Origin of the sequence: Maricaulis sp. (assembly GCF_039978735.1) — a bacterium.
Taxonomy (GTDB): Bacteria; Pseudomonadota; Alphaproteobacteria; order Caulobacterales; family Maricaulaceae; genus Maricaulis.
This window is the reverse complement of record NZ_JBDWAS010000046.1, coordinates 1-15,038: the sequence shown is the minus strand read 5'-3', so window position 1 is coordinate 15,038 and position 15,038 is coordinate 1. Positions and strand designations below refer to the sequence as shown.

Sequence of the window (15,038 nt, the reverse complement as noted above, 5' to 3'; positions counted from 1 at the left end):
TTGTGCCGGGGCCCGGTTGAGCCTGCGCCTGAAGCGCCGCCAGACCCCGGAACGGGTCCGGGGAAAGTGTTTTGGTCAGGTTGGTCTCGAGATTCTTGGGGAGCCGGGCGCTTACCGCCAGCGGAAGCTGATGAAGAAGCAGCCCAGACTGCCCAGCAGGAGCATCAGCCCGGGCACCAGGAACCAGCGCAGCGGGTTGGGCAGGGTGACGACCTCGTCCTCATAGAGGTCGAAATAGCGCCGGCCGTTCTCCACCTCCTCGTAGTAGCCGCTGCCGCGATTGCGGTCGGTCACCACATCGACCTGGTCGATCCGCTCGCGCAGGGCCCGGATCTCGTCATCGCGGGGATCCTCGGCGGACAGGGTGTGGCGAGTGTCGTTGAACAGGCGCGGGCTCTCATCGACGGCCAGCACGCCTTCCGAGCGGTAGTAGTAGAGATGGCTGTCCTGTGACAGGTCGATGCGGGACAGGCCCAGCGCGCCGCCACCCAGCATCAGGAAGGCCAGGCCGGCCAGCAGCCAGCCGCGCGTCAGGCGCAGGCGCCCGGCCTGTCCGGCCAATACCGCAGCGCGCACTTCACGGATTTCGCGCAAGCGATCGAGTTCGGCCGCCGAGACGCTTTCGCTGAGCTCGGCCGTATCGATGCCGAACACCTCGACCAGGCGTTCGAAGACGTCGTCGGACGGGTAGGATCGTCCGGTTTCCAGCTTGGACAGATAGGATTGTTCGATGCGCGCCTTTGCGGCGGCCTCGGGCTGGGTCCAGCCCCTGTCTTCGCGCTTCTGGCGCAGATAATCACCGAATTTCATGGTCTTCCTCACGGTCTGGCCGCAGCGCATCTGCGCGGCTCGTTCCGGAAGTCTTGGAAAGTCCCGAACCGACTGGAAGAAGAATAACAAGGACTATCCGGGAAAGCGCAGGAATTTCTTGTCTTGCCGGCTTTCGTGGCCAGGACCGCCCCCGGCCAGCCCCCCGGAACGGGGGAGAGACCGCCACGCTGATTCCGGCGAGCCTGCGGGCATCATCAAGCGGGGAGATGTGCCATGGACGCCTCGAAGGAAATTCTCACACCGGCCTTTCAGATCCTGACCGGGCTGAGCTTCATGCTGTTTCTGCTGGTCATGCTGCGGATACGCGCGGTGCTGCGCGGTGCCGGCGGCATGCTGTTGAAACTCGCCATGCTGGGGATCCCGCTGGGCTTCCTGATCCTGGCGCAGGCCGGGCGCGAATACTCGCTCGGCGGCGCGGCCGGCCTGCTGCTCGCGGCCGGCGGATGTTTCTTTGTCAGCCTTGTCCTGATGGGTGGCGGGATGGTGCTTCTGGTGCGCGACGGGCCGGTCGGCGGCAAGCCTCAGGCCTGAGCGACGATCTGGGCCGGACTCTGCAGGGCCCGCATCGCCCGCTCGACCAGGGCTTCCGCCGTCTCGCCGGTGCGGACCGGAACGGGCGCAGCCCGCACGGTCAGACGGAAAGGATGCAGCGGATCCTCGCTTTCAAAGGCCGTGCATTCCGCGATCGCGGCGATCCGGGCGGCGACACAGTCAATCCCCGGCGCGTCGGTGAAGGGCAGAACGGCCATGAAGACATCGCCGGAGAAGCGCGCGGCAGCGTCCTCGGTGCGCAGCAGGTGACGCAGCATCGCGGCAAACTGGCGGCGCGCCTTCTCGGCGGAGGTATCGTCCGGACGTTCGCGGCCCTCCGGCAGCATGATCTGCAGCGCAATCAGTGCAAAGCTCAGCTCGTCGCGGGCCGAGACGTTCAAGAGGTCCTGGATGTGTGACACCAGGAAACCGGAATTGAACAGGCCGGTCTCGATATCCAGTGTCCGCGGATCGCGGCAGGCATCCAGCGCCGCCTTGGCGTGGCGCCGGCGCTTGCGCTCCTCGGTCAGGGTGAGGATACGCTCGCGCAGCTCGGCATCGCCCGCGGAGGGCTCGAGAATATCGGACACGCCGCGCGCGAAGGCCTCGTCAGAGGTCTGGGCGTCGACGCGGTCGGCCAGCAGCACGACCGGCGTGTGATAGAGCCGGGCATTGCGGCGCATGGCCGAGGAGATGGTGAAGGCGATCTCGCGCTTGCCGGTGGCGTTCAGCACCACGGCGTCGAAGGGGCGTTCGTGCAGATAGTCGAAGGCGGAATAGGAGGAGAAGGCGGCGACGACGTCGGCGCCGGCCTGTTCCAGCACATGCTGCAGCCCCATGAAGCGCGGCGAGGCATCGCCGACATAGAGCACGCTGGGCGGCGTGTCCTGGCGCTCCACCTGCGGGCGGCCGCGACCGTAGAGCGCGGTGACCTCGGCGCGGCGGGCGGCGACGATTTCCATCGAGTGCAGGCGGAAGAGGGCACGCAGGCGCGCCGCGATCTGAACCGCCGGTGCCGGATCGCGCAGCCAGGCATCCACCGTATCGCGCGGGGCAAGACCGGCCGGTCCCACCACAAGCACGGGCAGGGCCTGGTCGGAAAAGCGCGCAAAGGCGCGCAGCCCGTCATCGATATCGTTTTCACATTCGGCGAGGATCACGCCGCCGGCCCAGTAATGGTGCCGCCGGGCAGGCGGGCTGTCGGCCCGGACGATGCGGCAGTTCAGGGCCAGCCGGCCCAATTGCTCCGCCAGTCCGTCCACGCGGCCGGATAGTCCGAATATAAGGACGTCGAGCGAGCGTCCCATTCGTCCCCCTGCCGATTTGAGCGCCGATGCCGTATTTCGCGAGTTTGTCACAAGTGCCACGCTTCTGGAACAAACGAATCAAAGGTTGGCGACATGAAACCCCAAGGACCTCTAAAAGGCGTTAAGGTAATTGAGTTTGTCGGACTGGGTCCGGCACCCTTCTGCGCCATGATGCTCTCGGATATGGGCGCAGACGTGATCCGCGTCGACCGGAAAGGCGCGCTGGGCGGGGGATATGCCGATGTTCTGGGCCGTGGCCGGCGCTCGATTGCGCTGGATCTGAAGGACGAGGCCGAGCTGGCCCTGTGCCGCGATCTCATCGGCAAGGCGGACATCCTGCTGGAGGGCTATCGCCCCGGCGTGATGGAACGTCTGGGCCTTGGCCCCGACGTGGCCCTGGCGGCCAATCCGGCCCTCGTCTATGGCCGCATGACAGGCTGGGGCCAGTATGGACCGCTCGCCCATGCTGCCGGCCATGACATCAATTATGTCGCCCTGTCCGGCGCGCTCGGCGCCATCGGCAGCCAGGAAAAGCCGGCCATTCCGCTCAACCTGGTCGGTGATTTCGGCGGCGGGGCGATGTATCTCGCCTTCGGCGTGCTGGCCGCGCTGCACCATGCCCGCACCCACGGGGAGGGGCAGGTGGTGGATGCTGCCATTGTCGACGGCGCCGTCTCGCTGATGGCCTCGCAGCACCAGCTGGCAGCGGTCGGCCTGTGGTCGCCGGAGCGCGGCCGCAACCTGCTCGACGGCGCGGCGCATTTCTACACCGTCTATGAATGCGCCGATGGCGGCCATGTCTCGATCGGCCCGCTGGAGCCGGAATTCTACGCGCTCCTGTGCGAAAAACTGGGTGTCGATGCCCAGGTTCTGCCGGCGGACTGGTCGGGCCGCAACTGGGAGGCGGCCAGGCCGGTCTTTGCCGGTCTCTTCCGCCAGAAGACCCGCGATGAATGGTGCGAACTGCTGGAAGGCACGGATGTGTGTTTTGCGCCGGTCCTTAACTACGAGGAATCCGCCGCCCATCCCCACATGCGCGAGCGCGGCAGCTATGCCGAGCCGGGCGGGGTGCGCCAGCCGGCCCCGGCGCCGCGCTTCTCGCGTACACCCGGCGCCATCCAGGGACCGGCGCCTGTGCCCGGCGCCGATCGTGAGGCAATCCTGTCGGATTGGGGAGTATAGCCAGCTACCGATCCAGCAGGCGGTCGGTGCCCAGGGCGCCGGCCAGCGCATCGGGCGACAGCCGTGCACCGGACATCCGCGCATAGGCGAGATCGGTGCCGGCAAGGCGTGCCTGGTCTAGATCGGCGCCGCGCCAGTCGCTGTAGCGGCATTGTGCCTTGTCCAGCTGGACGGGCAGGACGCGTCCGCCGCCCAGGGTGAGCGGGGTCAGGCGGGCACCGGTCAGATCGGCATGGGTGAGCCAGGCGCCGCTGAGATCGGCGCCGCGCAGATCGGCACCGGCAAGTTTGCAGCCGCGCAGATCGGCTCCGGCGAGGCGGGCGCCCTGCAGTTCGCAGCCGCTAAGGTCCAGCCCGGCCAGACAGGCCCGCGGTGCGCGCAGCGCGGTCAGGGCCCGCCCGGCGAGCGAGCCGGCAGGACGCAGGTCGAGGCCGGTGAAATCGACCGGCTGGCCACTGGCGCTGCCGCGCACCTGCTGGATATGTTCGGTCAGCCGCGTCTCGGCCTCACGCGCTGTCAGCACGCCGGCCGGTTCCGGGATGGGACGGTCGGGATGGGCGCCGGTCTGCATGTCGCGCGTCGTCGCCATGTCGAGCCGGGCATTGTCCATGTCGCAGCCGCGCAGATCGGCGGCTTTCAGCGAAGCACTGGAAAAATCCGCTCCGGCGACCAGCGCGAGCGCGAAACGTGCGCCGTCCAGGTCAGCGCGGCACAGGCGGGCACCCGACAGATTGGCATCCTCGAACCGGGCCCCGCGCGCCGAAACGCCGCCCAGCCGGGCCCCGGCCAGCGAGGCCCCGGAAAAGTCCGCATCGTCGAGCGTGCTGGCCTGCACCGTGGCCGGCTTGCCGTCAGGGCCGGGCAGGGGACGTTCGCGGAAATCCGCGCCGGCACAGCGCGCCGCGACAAGCCGGGCCCCCGTGAGATCGCAGCCGCGCAGATCGGCACCGTCGAGCCGGGCGCCGACCAGGCTGGCTTCGCGCATCACGGCCCCCTGGAAACGGGCGCCGCGGCAGTCCGCCCCGTCCAATCGTGCGTCGGAGAGGTCGCTATCGGAAAAGTCCGCATCGGTGAGATCGCAGCCGCTGAAATCCTGGCCGGCCAGGGAGCCGCCGCGGAAGACGGCACGCTGTCCGCCCGGATCGCCTTTCAGGTAAGCGGTGTGCGACCGGAGTGCGTTTTCGATGCCGGCCCGGTCCCAGCTGCGGGATGCATGTGCGGTCAAAGGTTCGTCCGTGCGGCCTGAGACATTTTGTGCAACTGCGATACCCAAGCCCTTCCATGCTGGCAAGCGGCGCTGCCGGGCGCGACGGACATGAATGATGAATGGCGTTCATGTCGGGTTCAGCGGGCCTTTGGCAATGTCCGTCTCGAGACCGGCGAACACCCTGTAGTCCCTCGCTCGTTTTCTGGTCTCGATATCGCTTAGATAGAACCGAAGCGCCGGCTGCCCCCAACAGTCGGCGCTTCTTTATTTCAGCAGGGCAAAAGAGGGGTGACAGGTTTTGTCCTGGCGGCCTGTCAGAGTGATCTCCATCGAAGATGAACACGGATGGAGAGCCCCAATGGCCATCGCGATCAATGCCTATGTCGAAGGTGCAGGCGGCGTTCTGCGCAACATGGTCCCGCACCGTTTCCGCGACGGTTTCTTCCGCATGCAGCGTCCCGGCGACGAGATCGACTGCCTGCACGTGGAAGACCTGCGCTCGGTGTGCCGCTATCTCAACAAGGGCTACCAGCTCGCCATGAGCTCGGCCGACGGCCACGCCATGCCGTCCTGGCAGCCGGCCGAAATGGTCCGCATCGCGGTTCGGTGAGACCCATTTTTCCCAGCGGTGCTTTCCCCCGCTCCCCAGCCCTCTCCCCAGGGAGAGGGAGTTCGGGCGGAGCGTGCGATGAAAGAAAACCCCTTCTCCCGCGGGGAGAAGGTGCCCGCAGGGCGGATGAGGGGGATATCCCGGTGCCGGAGGCGCTAACGCCCTACGGCAGTCCCGGAAAGTCCCCGCGGCGATGGCCGGCGACCATGTCGGCCAGCGCTTTCGGCTCCAGCACCTCGACCTGGTCGCCCCAGGCATAGAGGTGCCAGCACATTTCCAGCAGGCCGCTGGCGCGAAAGCGCACGATCACCGAACCGTCCTCGAGCGTTTCGGTCGATTGCAGCGGGTGGAAACGGTAGCGCAGGGCGTGGGGCGCGGCGGCGGGGGTGAATTTCCAGACGACATCGCCGAACTCGGCCTCGTTCTGGAACACGCCGAAGGAGCGGTTGGCATAGGCTTCCAGGTCGAAGGCCTCGTCGCGGGCAAACCAGTCCTCCGTCACCACGGCGCTTTCGATATCTTCCACCCGGTAGTGACGCATCACCGTGTCGCCGCGCGCCCGGTCGCGGCCGACCAGATAGCGCCGCGCGCCCAGCAGCAGGCCATAGGGTTCCACCCGGCGGGTCTTGGCCGCGCTGTCCTGACGTCCGCGATAGGCGATCTCCAGCACGAAGGGGCCTTTCAGCGCCTCGGCAATGGCGCTGTCGATGCGGGGATCCGAGGCCGGTTGCGGGCCGGGACGGGCGGCATGGCCCATGGCTTCCAGCAGCGCCTCCTCATCGGCTTCCAGCCCCGGACGCCGCTTGTCGGGCATCAGGATCTTGATGGTTTCGCGCAGCGTGCGCAGCTGTCCGGCCTCGCGGGTCAGGCCCTGGCGGTCCAGCGTCGTGCCGGCCAGTTCCAGCGCGGCGACCTCGTCGGCCGTCGGCGCAAAGAATTCCGCCACCCGGCGGCGCGGCACGCGCCAGCGCTTGTGGCCCTCGGCATCGACATAATCCTCGGTGTCGGGGAAGACGCGCACCAGCGCGTCGGTCATCCGCTGGGCGGTGCGGCGCACACAATCGAACTCCGCCTCGATCTCGTTCAGCGAGACGCCGGCATAGCCGCTGGCCATGCGCGCCAGCTGCAACAGTTCCACGGCCTTGGAAAACGCCATCGGGTTATCCTAGTTTCACGGGCAAGCGGGGCAGCCTGGACACGACTGATTCCGTTTTCGTGCGGCAGAGGGCCCGTTTGGCAGGCAATGTTCAAGTCCATTCGCAAACACATACCGGACTCGCATCCGGTGATCGACGTGCTGATGATCATCATCAAGGCCGTGAGCCGGTCGATGGCGCGCGACGTGATGCTGTTCGCCGGCGGCGCCTCCTATTTCGGCATGCTGGCCCTGTTTCCTGCCATGGCGCTGGCGATGTCGATCTACGGCCTGACCAATGACGTCTCCGATGTGGAAGCGCAGATCGCGCGCTTTGCCGGCATCATGCCGCAGGGCGCCCAGGATTTCGTGCTGAACCAGATGGCACGGCTTGCCGTGGCGCCGATCTCGGCGCTGTCGGTAAACGGTGCCATTGCTCTGGCCATCGCCCTGTTTGCCGCCTCGCGCGGGGTGAAGGCGGTGATCGCCGGGCTCAACCATCTCGCGGAAGACCAGGACATCCGCAATGTGATCCATTTCAACATCCTGGCGATGGGCTCCGTGCTGATCGGCGGGATGATGCTGACCCTGGCCAATCTGGCCGTGTTGGCCATCCCGGTCCTTCTGCGCAAGGTGTTCGTGCTTCTCGGGCTGGAACCGCTCGATTTCGGCGGGCTGGTGAATGAGTGGACGGCCGCCGCCCTGGTGATGTTCGTGGCGCTGGAACTGCTCTACCGCATGACGATGCGCCGCCGCTCCGAAGCTGTCAGCTGGCGGGCCTCGACCGTCGCGGCCCTGGTGTCGACCGGTCTCTGGCTGGGGCTGTCGAAAGGTTTTTCGCTCTATGTCGGCCAGGTGATCGATTTTGGCGTCTACGGGTCACTGGGCGCCCTTGTCGTCTTCCTTCTGTGGATTTATTGGTCGGCCTATGCGGTATTCTTCGGCGGCGCGCTGGCGATCGAGATCGACGCCCGTTACGGCACGCGCCGGGACCGGATCGCAGGCTAGGCAGGCGAGGCGGCTGGATTTCTGCTGCGCCCGCGATATAAACATGAACCAGTTATCAACTTTGACGCAGAGGTCTGCATGAAAAAGGTATATCCTGACGCCAAGGCGGCCCTGGACGGCCTCGTCTTCGATGGCATGACGTTGATGGCGGGCGGGTTCGGCCTGTGCGGCATCCCGGAAAACGCCATTGCGGCCCTGCACGCAGCCGGCGTGAAGGATCTCACCGTGATCTCGAACAATTGCGGGGTCGACGGTTTCGGTCTGGGCGTCCTGCTCGACGCCAAGCAGATCAAGAAGATGGTCTCGTCCTATGTCGGCGAGAACAAGGAATTCGAGCGGCAATTCCTGTCCGGCGAGCTGGAGCTGGAATTCAATCCGCAGGGCACGCTGGCCGAGCGCATCCGCGCCGGCGGTGCCGGCATTCCGGGCTTCTTCACCAAGACCGGCGTCGGCACGATGATCGCGGAAGGCAAGGAACACCGCGAATTCAACGGCGAGACCTACATCATGGAAACCGGCCTGACCGCCGATGTCTCCATCGTGAAAGCCTGGAAGGCCGACCCGGAAGGCAATCTGGTCTTCCGCAAGACCGCCCGCAATTTCAACCCGATGATGGCGACGGCCGGCAAGGTGACCATCGCCGAGGTCGAGGAAATCGTCGAACTGGGCGCGCTCGATCCGGACCATATCCACACGCCCGGCATCTTCGTGCAGCGCCTGTTCAAGGGCGAATTCGAAAAGCGCATCGAACAGCGCACGATCCGCGAAAGGGAGAGCGCATAATGGCCTGGACACGCGATGAAATGGCGGCCCGCGCCGCCCAGGAACTGGAAGACGGTTTCTACGTCAATCTCGGCATCGGCATCCCGACCCTGGTCGCCAACCATATTGCCGACGATATCGACGTCACACTGCAGTCGGAGAACGGCATGCTGGGCATGGGTCCTTTCCCTTACGAGGACGAGGTCGATCCCGACCTGATCAATGCCGGCAAGCAGACCATCACCGAGCTGCGCCGCACCTCGTATTTCTCCTCCGCCGACAGTTTCGCGATGATCCGCGGCGGCCATATCGACATCTCGATCCTGGGCGCGATGGAAGTGTCTGAGACGGGCGATATCGCCAACTGGATGATCCCGGGCAAGCTGGTGAAGGGGATGGGCGGTGCCATGGACCTGGTCGCCGGCGTCAAGCGCGTCGTGGTGATCATGGACCACGCCAACAAGGCCGGCGAGCCCAAGCTGCTGAAGGCCTGCACCCTGCCGCTGACCGGCCAGGCCTGTGTCGACCGCATCATCACCACGCTGGGCGTGTTCGACGTGAAGGGCGATCATCTCGAACTGATCGAGCTGGCCCCCGACGTCACGCTGGACGAGATCAAGTCGAAGACCGAAGCCAGCTACACGGTCTCACCGCAGCTGAAAGAGCACGCGACAGCCTGACCTGACCTGACGCAAAAGTAATCAGTGCTAACTTACTGACCTGCAAGGCGGCTCACCAAAGCGTGAGCCGCCTTAGCAAGGTTTAATCCTGCCCCCGCACCGCAGTGCTATGAAAGCCGGGCGAGGGAGGAAAACATGCCGCTCACCCGATTGTCATTGAGCAATCCGGCCGCCGTGTGCGTCGGAATTGCCCTGATCGTGCTGATGGGCATTCTTGCCTTCACACGCCTGCCTGTTCAGCTCTTCCCGGACACCGAGCGTCCGCAGGTCAATATCGCCACGTTCTGGCGCTCGGCCTCGCCGCTGGAAATGGAATCGGAAATCGTCGAGCCGCAGGAACAGCTCCTCACCGGACTGCCCGGGCTGGAGGAGATGCGCGTCTTCACCAATGAGGGCGCGGCCTTCATCAACCTCACCTTCGCGCTTGAAACCGACATGACGCAGACGGCGATCGAGATATCGAATCGCCTGTCGCAATTGCCGCCGCTGCCGCGCGATGCGGTGGGTCCCAATGTCGGCGGGTTCGGCGGCGACGCCCAGCAGAGCCTGATCTGGTTCTTCGTCCAGGCCTTGCCGGGCAATCCGATGGAGATCCACGACTATACCAGCTTCATCGAGGACACGGTGGTGCCGCGCCTCGAGGCGATCCGGGGCGTGGCCAGCGTCAATATCGGCTGGGGCCAGCGGCCCGAGGAATTACTGATCACGGTCGATCCCTACCGCGCCGCAGCGCTGGGCGTGACCCTGCCGCAGATTTCCGGCGCCATCGCCAATAACCAGGACGTGTCCGGCGGCAATGCCGAGATCGGCCGCCGCTCCTACCAGATGCGTTTCGAGGGTGAATTCGAACCGTCCGAGATGGGCGATCTGGTGATTGTCTGGCGCGACGGAACGCCGGTGCGCCTGTCCGATGTTGCCACGGTCGAGGTGACCTATGGCGAGCGCACGAACTTCACCTATCAGAACGGCAATCCGGCGATGGGCATCGAGGTGCGCCGCCAGCAGGGTGCCAATGTGCTCGCCGCGCTGGACGCGGTGAAGGCGGAAGTCGCGACGATCAACGAGACGCTGCTCGCTGAACGCCAGCTGGTGATGGCGCCGTCCTTTGATGCCTCAGTCTTCATCATGCGCGCCATCGACCTCTTGCGCACCAATCTGCTTCTGGGGGTGGCGCTGGCGATTTTCGGGCTCTGGCTCTTCCTGCGCCGGGCGCGGGCGACGCTGATCATCTCGCTCGCCATCCCGGTCTCGCTGCTCTCCACCCTGATCGTGCTCTTCCTGCTGGGCCGCTCGCTCAACGTGATCTCGCTGGCGGGCCTGGCCTTTGCCACCGGCATGGTGATGGATGCGGCGATCATTGTGCTGGAGAACGTCATCCGGCGGCGCGAGGGCGGCGAGGATGCGCACACCGCGTCCGAACGCGGTGCCGGCGAGGTGTGGGGCGCGCTGCTGGCCTCCACGACCACGACCGTTGCCATCTTCCTGCCGATCATCTTCACCCGCAATGCCGAGGGCCAGATCTTCGCCGATCTCGCCATCACCATCGCGGTGGGCGTCGCCGTGTCGATGATCGTTGCCGTGACCATCCTGCCGGTGGCGGCGAAATACTGGGTGCGCGACCGCGCGACCCGGACGCGCCAGCCCATGCTCAACCGGATCGCCTCGGGCGTGATGATGCTGAGCGACAGTCCGCGCCGGCGCCTGGCGCTGGCCGGCACGCTGATCGCCATCCCGCTGGCCCTGACCTGGTTCCTGCGGCCGGATCTGGACTATCTGCCGCCGGTGAAGCGCGATGCGGTGGACGCTTTCCTGATCTTCCCGCCGGGCTCCAATCTCGACTGGATCGAGGACGAGGTCGCCGCCACCGTCATCGAACGCCTAGAGCCCTATATGAGCGGCGAGCGGGAACCGGCGCTGCGAAACTATTATTTCGGCACTTTCCCCGGCGGCACCGGGGCGACGGCCGGTATCCGCGTGCAGGACCAGTCACAGGTCGGCGAGCTGGAGCGCATTGTCCGCGAGGAGATCATCACCGGCATTCCCGACGTGTTCGGTTTTGCCCAGCAGGGCGATCTGTTCGGCGGCTTTTCCCAGGGCGGCAATATCCAGGTGAATATCCAGTCCGCCGATGCCGAGGCGCGGGCCCGGGCGACCCAGGTCGGCCTGACCATGCTGCGCGAGCGCTTTCCGGGCGTGAACATCAATGCCAATCCGCCGCCCCAGGCGACCCAGCCGCGCCTGACCCTGGTGCCGGACGACCGGCGTATCCAGGAGGCCGGATGGGCGCGCCGCAATGTGGCGGGCATGATCGCCATGCTGGGCGACGGCCAGTTCATCGGCGAGTATTTCGACGGCGAGACGCGCATGAACATGATCCTGCGCTCCACCCCGTGGGAGACGCCGGACGAGCTGACCGGCATGCCGGTGGCGACCCCGTCCGGTGCCGTCGTGCCGCTGGGCGATCTGGTGGAAATCCGCGAGGAAGTGGGGGCGGGCGCCATCCAGCGTCTCAACCGCCGCCGCACCGTCACCATCAATATCAACCAGCCGGAAAACGTCTCGCTGGAAGAGATCCTGGAGACCGTGCGTACCGAGATCGAACCGGCCATGCGCGCCGAACTGCCGGCCGACGGCTCGATCGTCTATGGCGGCAGCGCCGACAGCCTGAACCGGGCCATCAACACCATGCTGATGAATATGGGCATGGCGATGGTGATCCTCTTCCTGATCCTGGCCGGCATGTTCCGCTCGCTGCGCGACGCGCTGCTGGTGCTGGTCTCCATCCCGCTGGCCGGGGTGGGCGGTGTGGTGATGCTGCAGGTGCTGAACCTGTTCGTCTCCCAGCCGCTCGATCTTCTCACCATGATGGGCTTCGTCATCCTTTTGGGCCTGGTGATCAACAACGCCATCCTGCTGGTCGACCAGACCCGCCAGGGCGAGCGCGAAGGCCTGGCCCGGCGCGAAGCGGTCGACCAGGCCCTGCGCGTGCGCCTGCGGCCGATCTTCATGTCGACCATGACCAGCCTCCTGGGCATGCTGCCCCTGCTGCTGGTGCCCGGCGTCGGCTCGACCATCTATCGCGGACTGGCAGCCGCGATTGTGGGCGGTATGAGCGTCAGCCTCGTCTTCACCCTCGTTCTCATTCCCTGCCTCCTGCGCCTGGGCGAATTGCGCCAGTCCCGCACGGTGGCAGATCCGGCTACGATGCCGGCCGAATAAACCGGAGCCCCGACATGTTGCGATCCTTCATCTGCCTCGCTGCCGGCTCCGCCGCGCTCCTGGTCACCGCACCCGCCGCGGTGCTGGCCCAGGACGGTCCGCCGCCGGCCGTGGTGCGCACTGCCGAGATCGTCGAGCGCGACATGGCCCGCACGGTGATGACACCGGCCAGCGTCATGGCGCGCAATGATGCCCGCATCGCCGCGGAAGCCTCCGGCCGGGTCACCTTCGTGGCCGAACCGGGCGACATGATCGAGACCGGCGGGCTGATCGCCCAGCTGGACGACCGCCAGGCCCGCATCCAGCTCGACGAGGCCCGCGCCCGCCTGGCCCGTGCAAACTCGAACGCCAGTTACCAGAATGCGGAAGCCGACCGTTATGAAGGCCTCGCCGCCAACGGCACCGTGCCGGCCAACCGGCTGCGCGAGGTCGAACTGGCCCGCGATCTGGCCGACCAGGACCTGCGCGAGGCCCGGGCTGCCGTGATGCGCGCCGAGCTGGAACTGGAGCGCACGCAGATCGTTGCACCGTTTCCGGGCCGGGTCGCGGAACGCCTGATCCAGGCCGGGGAAATCTCCGCGCCGGGACGCGAGATCGTCCGTCTGGTGGATATCGAACACAAGGAGGCCGTCGCCCAGGTGCCGGTCGCCATCGCGCCCTTCCTGGAAGTGGGCCAGGAGGTCACGCTGTCGCTCGCCAACGGCACCAGCCAGCGCGCCCCGATCCGCGCGATCATCCCGGTCGGCGACGCCGTCTCGCGTACCTTCGAGGTACGGATCGATCTGACCGGTTCCGACTGGATTGTCGGCTCGGCCGCCCGCGCGGCTTTCCCGGCCGAAACCCCGCGTCTGCAGGCCGCTGCGCCCTATGACGCGGTGGTGCTGCGCTCCAGCGGCAGCCATGTCTTCGTCGTCGATGACGAACACATCGCTCATCAGGTCGCTGTGGTGGCGGGCGTGCGCGAAGGCGGCTATGTCGCCATCGACGGCGATGTGGAAGCCGGCCAGCGCGTCGTCGTCTCCGGCGCGGAGACGTTGAGCGACGGCCGCCCGGTCCAGGAACTCGGCGAGGACGCTTAGGGGGCCTGTCCATTTCCTCCCCATTTCATGGGGAGGGGGACCCGTGAAACGGGGGAGGGGCCGCCGCGTCAGCGGCGGAATGGTGGAGCCTGGCTCTGCTGCTTTCTGGCGCTGCGCGCCACCCCTTCGACCCCTCCTTCGCCAAGGCGAAGAAGGGGCCACTTCCCCACGATGTGGGGAAGAAAGAACGGCAAGCGCTGAACCCTTTCCTCCCTCTCCCTAGGGAGAGGGATCGAGGGAGAGGGGGAAGACACCGGCCTTCGCGATTGAAACGCCAGCACCCGGCTTTCCCCCTCATCCGCCCCTGCGGCGGCACCTTCTCCCCGAGGGAGAAGGGGAGCGCCGCCGCGTCAGCAGAGCGCTAGGGTCTATTCCGCCACGCCTTCGGTTCGCCCATGATCAACAGCCACAGGCAGGTGCCGATCTCGGCGAAGGAGGACGGCGTGCCGGCAATCGTGCTGAGGAGGCTGCCGGAATAGCCGCTCATGAAGAGCGGGCCGGCAAACTCGACCAGGAAACCGATACAGCTGATCATCAACAGGAAGCCGAGAACGTGCGGCAGCAGGCCCGAGCGCCAGCCCAGCCAGCCCAGCGGGAAGAGCCACAGCCCCCAGAAGATCGAGGCGAGATTCGTGTAGCGGAAATAGGTCTCCATCCGCGCCAGCGCCTGCGCGCCCGCATCGGCAGCCAGGGCGCCGTCGACGCCCGCCAGATCGAGCAAAGCCAGCTTCTCGCCCAGTGCCAGGAAGGTCATCGGCACACTCGCCAGGGCAAACAGCACCATCAGCCGCGCAGCGGTCGCACCATGGGGCGCCAGGATGCGGTAGAGCACGACCGGCAGGGCGAGATAGATCACATAGGCGGCCAGTCCGACGCAGATGCCGGCGGCAAACAGGCTGCGATTGTCACCGATCAGCGCCAGCATCCGCTCGGGATCGTTCATGTCGATCACCTGCGATGGCACATAGATCAGGCTGAAAATCCCGGTCAGGACGAGCAGGAGATACAGCAGGCCGGCCAGTCTGCCGTCGGATAGTCGAAGGGTCATCAATACGCTCCGGTTCAAGGGGTTGGACACTGTCAGCGTCCAGCCTTGACCGGGGCGTGCCTGCCGTCTGGCCGATTTGAAAATCGGCCATGTCGATTGGCGAAATCGGGCAGGAAAGCCCGCCCGGAAACACCGACCCGCTTCCCCCGGCCCTGTGCCGGGGCCCGGGGATATCTGCGGGTACGCGCTCCTGAGCCGGTGAAATCAGGCTGCGCATGCCAGGCCCCGGCACAGGGCCGGGGAAAACGGTGAGGGGAAGAAAGTGCGGTAAGCGCTGAACCCATTCCTCCCTCTCCCAGGGCAGGGCTATCGCATATGGGCGATGGCGTTGAGGAGGTAGTCGTTTTCCCAGGCGCAACGTTTCATGCGTCTTCGTATGGATGTTTTGGGGTCGTCGATGCGCTGCAGGAGGCTCATGGCGAGGCGGGTGATGAGGGCG

Annotated in this window: 13 protein-coding genes; 8 read left to right on the top strand and 5 right to left on the bottom strand. The window is 66.2% G+C overall.

The window, feature by feature from the left end:
• Positions 1 to 111 precede the first annotated feature (111 nt).
• A complete protein-coding gene (locus tag ABJO18_RS14025) occupies positions 112 to 810 on the bottom strand; it encodes a helix-turn-helix transcriptional regulator (protein ID WP_348509271.1) in 699 nt (232 codons plus the stop codon).
• Positions 811 to 1,044: 234 nt separating this feature from the next.
• Here ABJO18_RS14025 and ABJO18_RS14020 point away from each other — a divergent pair, with 234 nt between their 5' ends.
• Positions 1,045 to 1,362 (top strand): hypothetical protein, encoded by a 318-nt coding sequence (locus ABJO18_RS14020; protein WP_348509272.1) that lies wholly within the window; start codon positions 1,045 to 1,047, stop codon positions 1,360 to 1,362.
• On the opposite strand, the gene ABJO18_RS14015 is transcribed toward ABJO18_RS14020, so the two are convergent.
• Positions 1,353 to 2,669 carry a diguanylate cyclase gene (locus tag ABJO18_RS14015; RefSeq protein ID WP_348509273.1) on the bottom strand — a complete coding sequence of 439 codons (1,317 nt, stop codon included), beginning with the start codon at positions 2,667 to 2,669 and terminating at the stop codon, positions 1,353 to 1,355. The two genes, ABJO18_RS14020 and ABJO18_RS14015, sit on opposite strands and share 10 nt — an antisense overlap.
• A 93-nt stretch (positions 2,670 to 2,762) precedes the next feature.
• Here ABJO18_RS14015 and ABJO18_RS14010 point away from each other — a divergent pair, with 93 nt between their 5' ends.
• Positions 2,763 to 3,851, top strand: coding sequence for a CaiB/BaiF CoA-transferase family protein (locus ABJO18_RS14010; RefSeq protein ID WP_348509274.1), 1,089 nt, complete (start codon positions 2,763 to 2,765; stop codon positions 3,849 to 3,851).
• A 4-nt stretch (positions 3,852 to 3,855) separates the two neighbouring features.
• On the opposite strand, the gene ABJO18_RS14005 is transcribed toward ABJO18_RS14010, so the two are convergent.
• Entirely contained in the window at positions 3,856 to 5,076 is a 1,221-nt protein-coding gene (locus ABJO18_RS14005; RefSeq protein ID WP_348509275.1) for a pentapeptide repeat-containing protein, read from the bottom strand.
• Between the two features lie 340 nt (positions 5,077 to 5,416).
• On the opposite strand from ABJO18_RS14005, the gene ABJO18_RS14000 reads away from it, so the two are divergent.
• Positions 5,417 to 5,668 (top strand): hypothetical protein, encoded by a 252-nt coding sequence (locus ABJO18_RS14000; RefSeq protein WP_348509276.1) that lies wholly within the window; start codon positions 5,417 to 5,419, stop codon positions 5,666 to 5,668.
• 163 nt (positions 5,669 to 5,831) lie between these two features.
• On the opposite strand, the gene ABJO18_RS13995 is transcribed toward ABJO18_RS14000, so the two are convergent.
• On the bottom strand, positions 5,832 to 6,824 hold the full coding sequence (locus tag ABJO18_RS13995) for a WYL domain-containing protein (protein WP_348509277.1): 993 nt from the start codon (positions 6,822 to 6,824) through the stop codon (positions 5,832 to 5,834).
• A gap of 87 nt (positions 6,825 to 6,911) precedes the next feature.
• On the opposite strand from ABJO18_RS13995, the gene ABJO18_RS13990 reads away from it, so the two are divergent.
• The 5 genes from ABJO18_RS13990 to ABJO18_RS13970 all read left to right on the top strand — a co-directional run bounded on the left by ABJO18_RS13990 (position 6,912) and on the right by ABJO18_RS13970 (position 13,551).
• Positions 6,912 to 7,811, top strand: coding sequence for a YihY/virulence factor BrkB family protein (locus tag ABJO18_RS13990; protein ID WP_348509278.1), 900 nt, complete (start codon positions 6,912 to 6,914; stop codon positions 7,809 to 7,811).
• 78 nt (positions 7,812 to 7,889) lie between these two features.
• A complete protein-coding gene (locus ABJO18_RS13985) occupies positions 7,890 to 8,594 on the top strand; it encodes a CoA transferase subunit A (RefSeq protein WP_348509279.1) in 705 nt (234 codons plus the stop codon).
• Positions 8,594 to 9,253 carry a CoA transferase subunit B gene (locus tag ABJO18_RS13980; protein WP_348509280.1) on the top strand — a complete coding sequence of 220 codons (660 nt, stop codon included), beginning with the start codon at positions 8,594 to 8,596 and terminating at the stop codon, positions 9,251 to 9,253. The genes ABJO18_RS13985 and ABJO18_RS13980 overlap by 1 nt, the downstream gene beginning before the upstream one ends.
• A gap of 135 nt (positions 9,254 to 9,388) precedes the next feature.
• Positions 9,389 to 12,472, top strand: a complete 3,084-nt coding sequence (locus ABJO18_RS13975; RefSeq protein ID WP_348508247.1) for an efflux RND transporter permease subunit — start codon at positions 9,389 to 9,391, stop codon at positions 12,470 to 12,472.
• A 14-nt stretch (positions 12,473 to 12,486) separates the two neighbouring features.
• Positions 12,487 to 13,551, top strand: a complete 1,065-nt coding sequence (locus ABJO18_RS13970; protein ID WP_348508248.1) for an efflux RND transporter periplasmic adaptor subunit — start codon at positions 12,487 to 12,489, stop codon at positions 13,549 to 13,551.
• 361 nt (positions 13,552 to 13,912) lie between these two features.
• On the opposite strand, the gene ABJO18_RS13965 is transcribed toward ABJO18_RS13970, so the two are convergent.
• Positions 13,913 to 14,599: a DUF4386 domain-containing protein gene (locus ABJO18_RS13965; RefSeq protein ID WP_348515975.1), complete on the bottom strand. Its 687-nt coding sequence runs from the start codon at positions 14,597 to 14,599 to the stop codon at positions 13,913 to 13,915.
• Between the last annotated feature and the right edge of the window lie 439 nt (positions 14,600 to 15,038).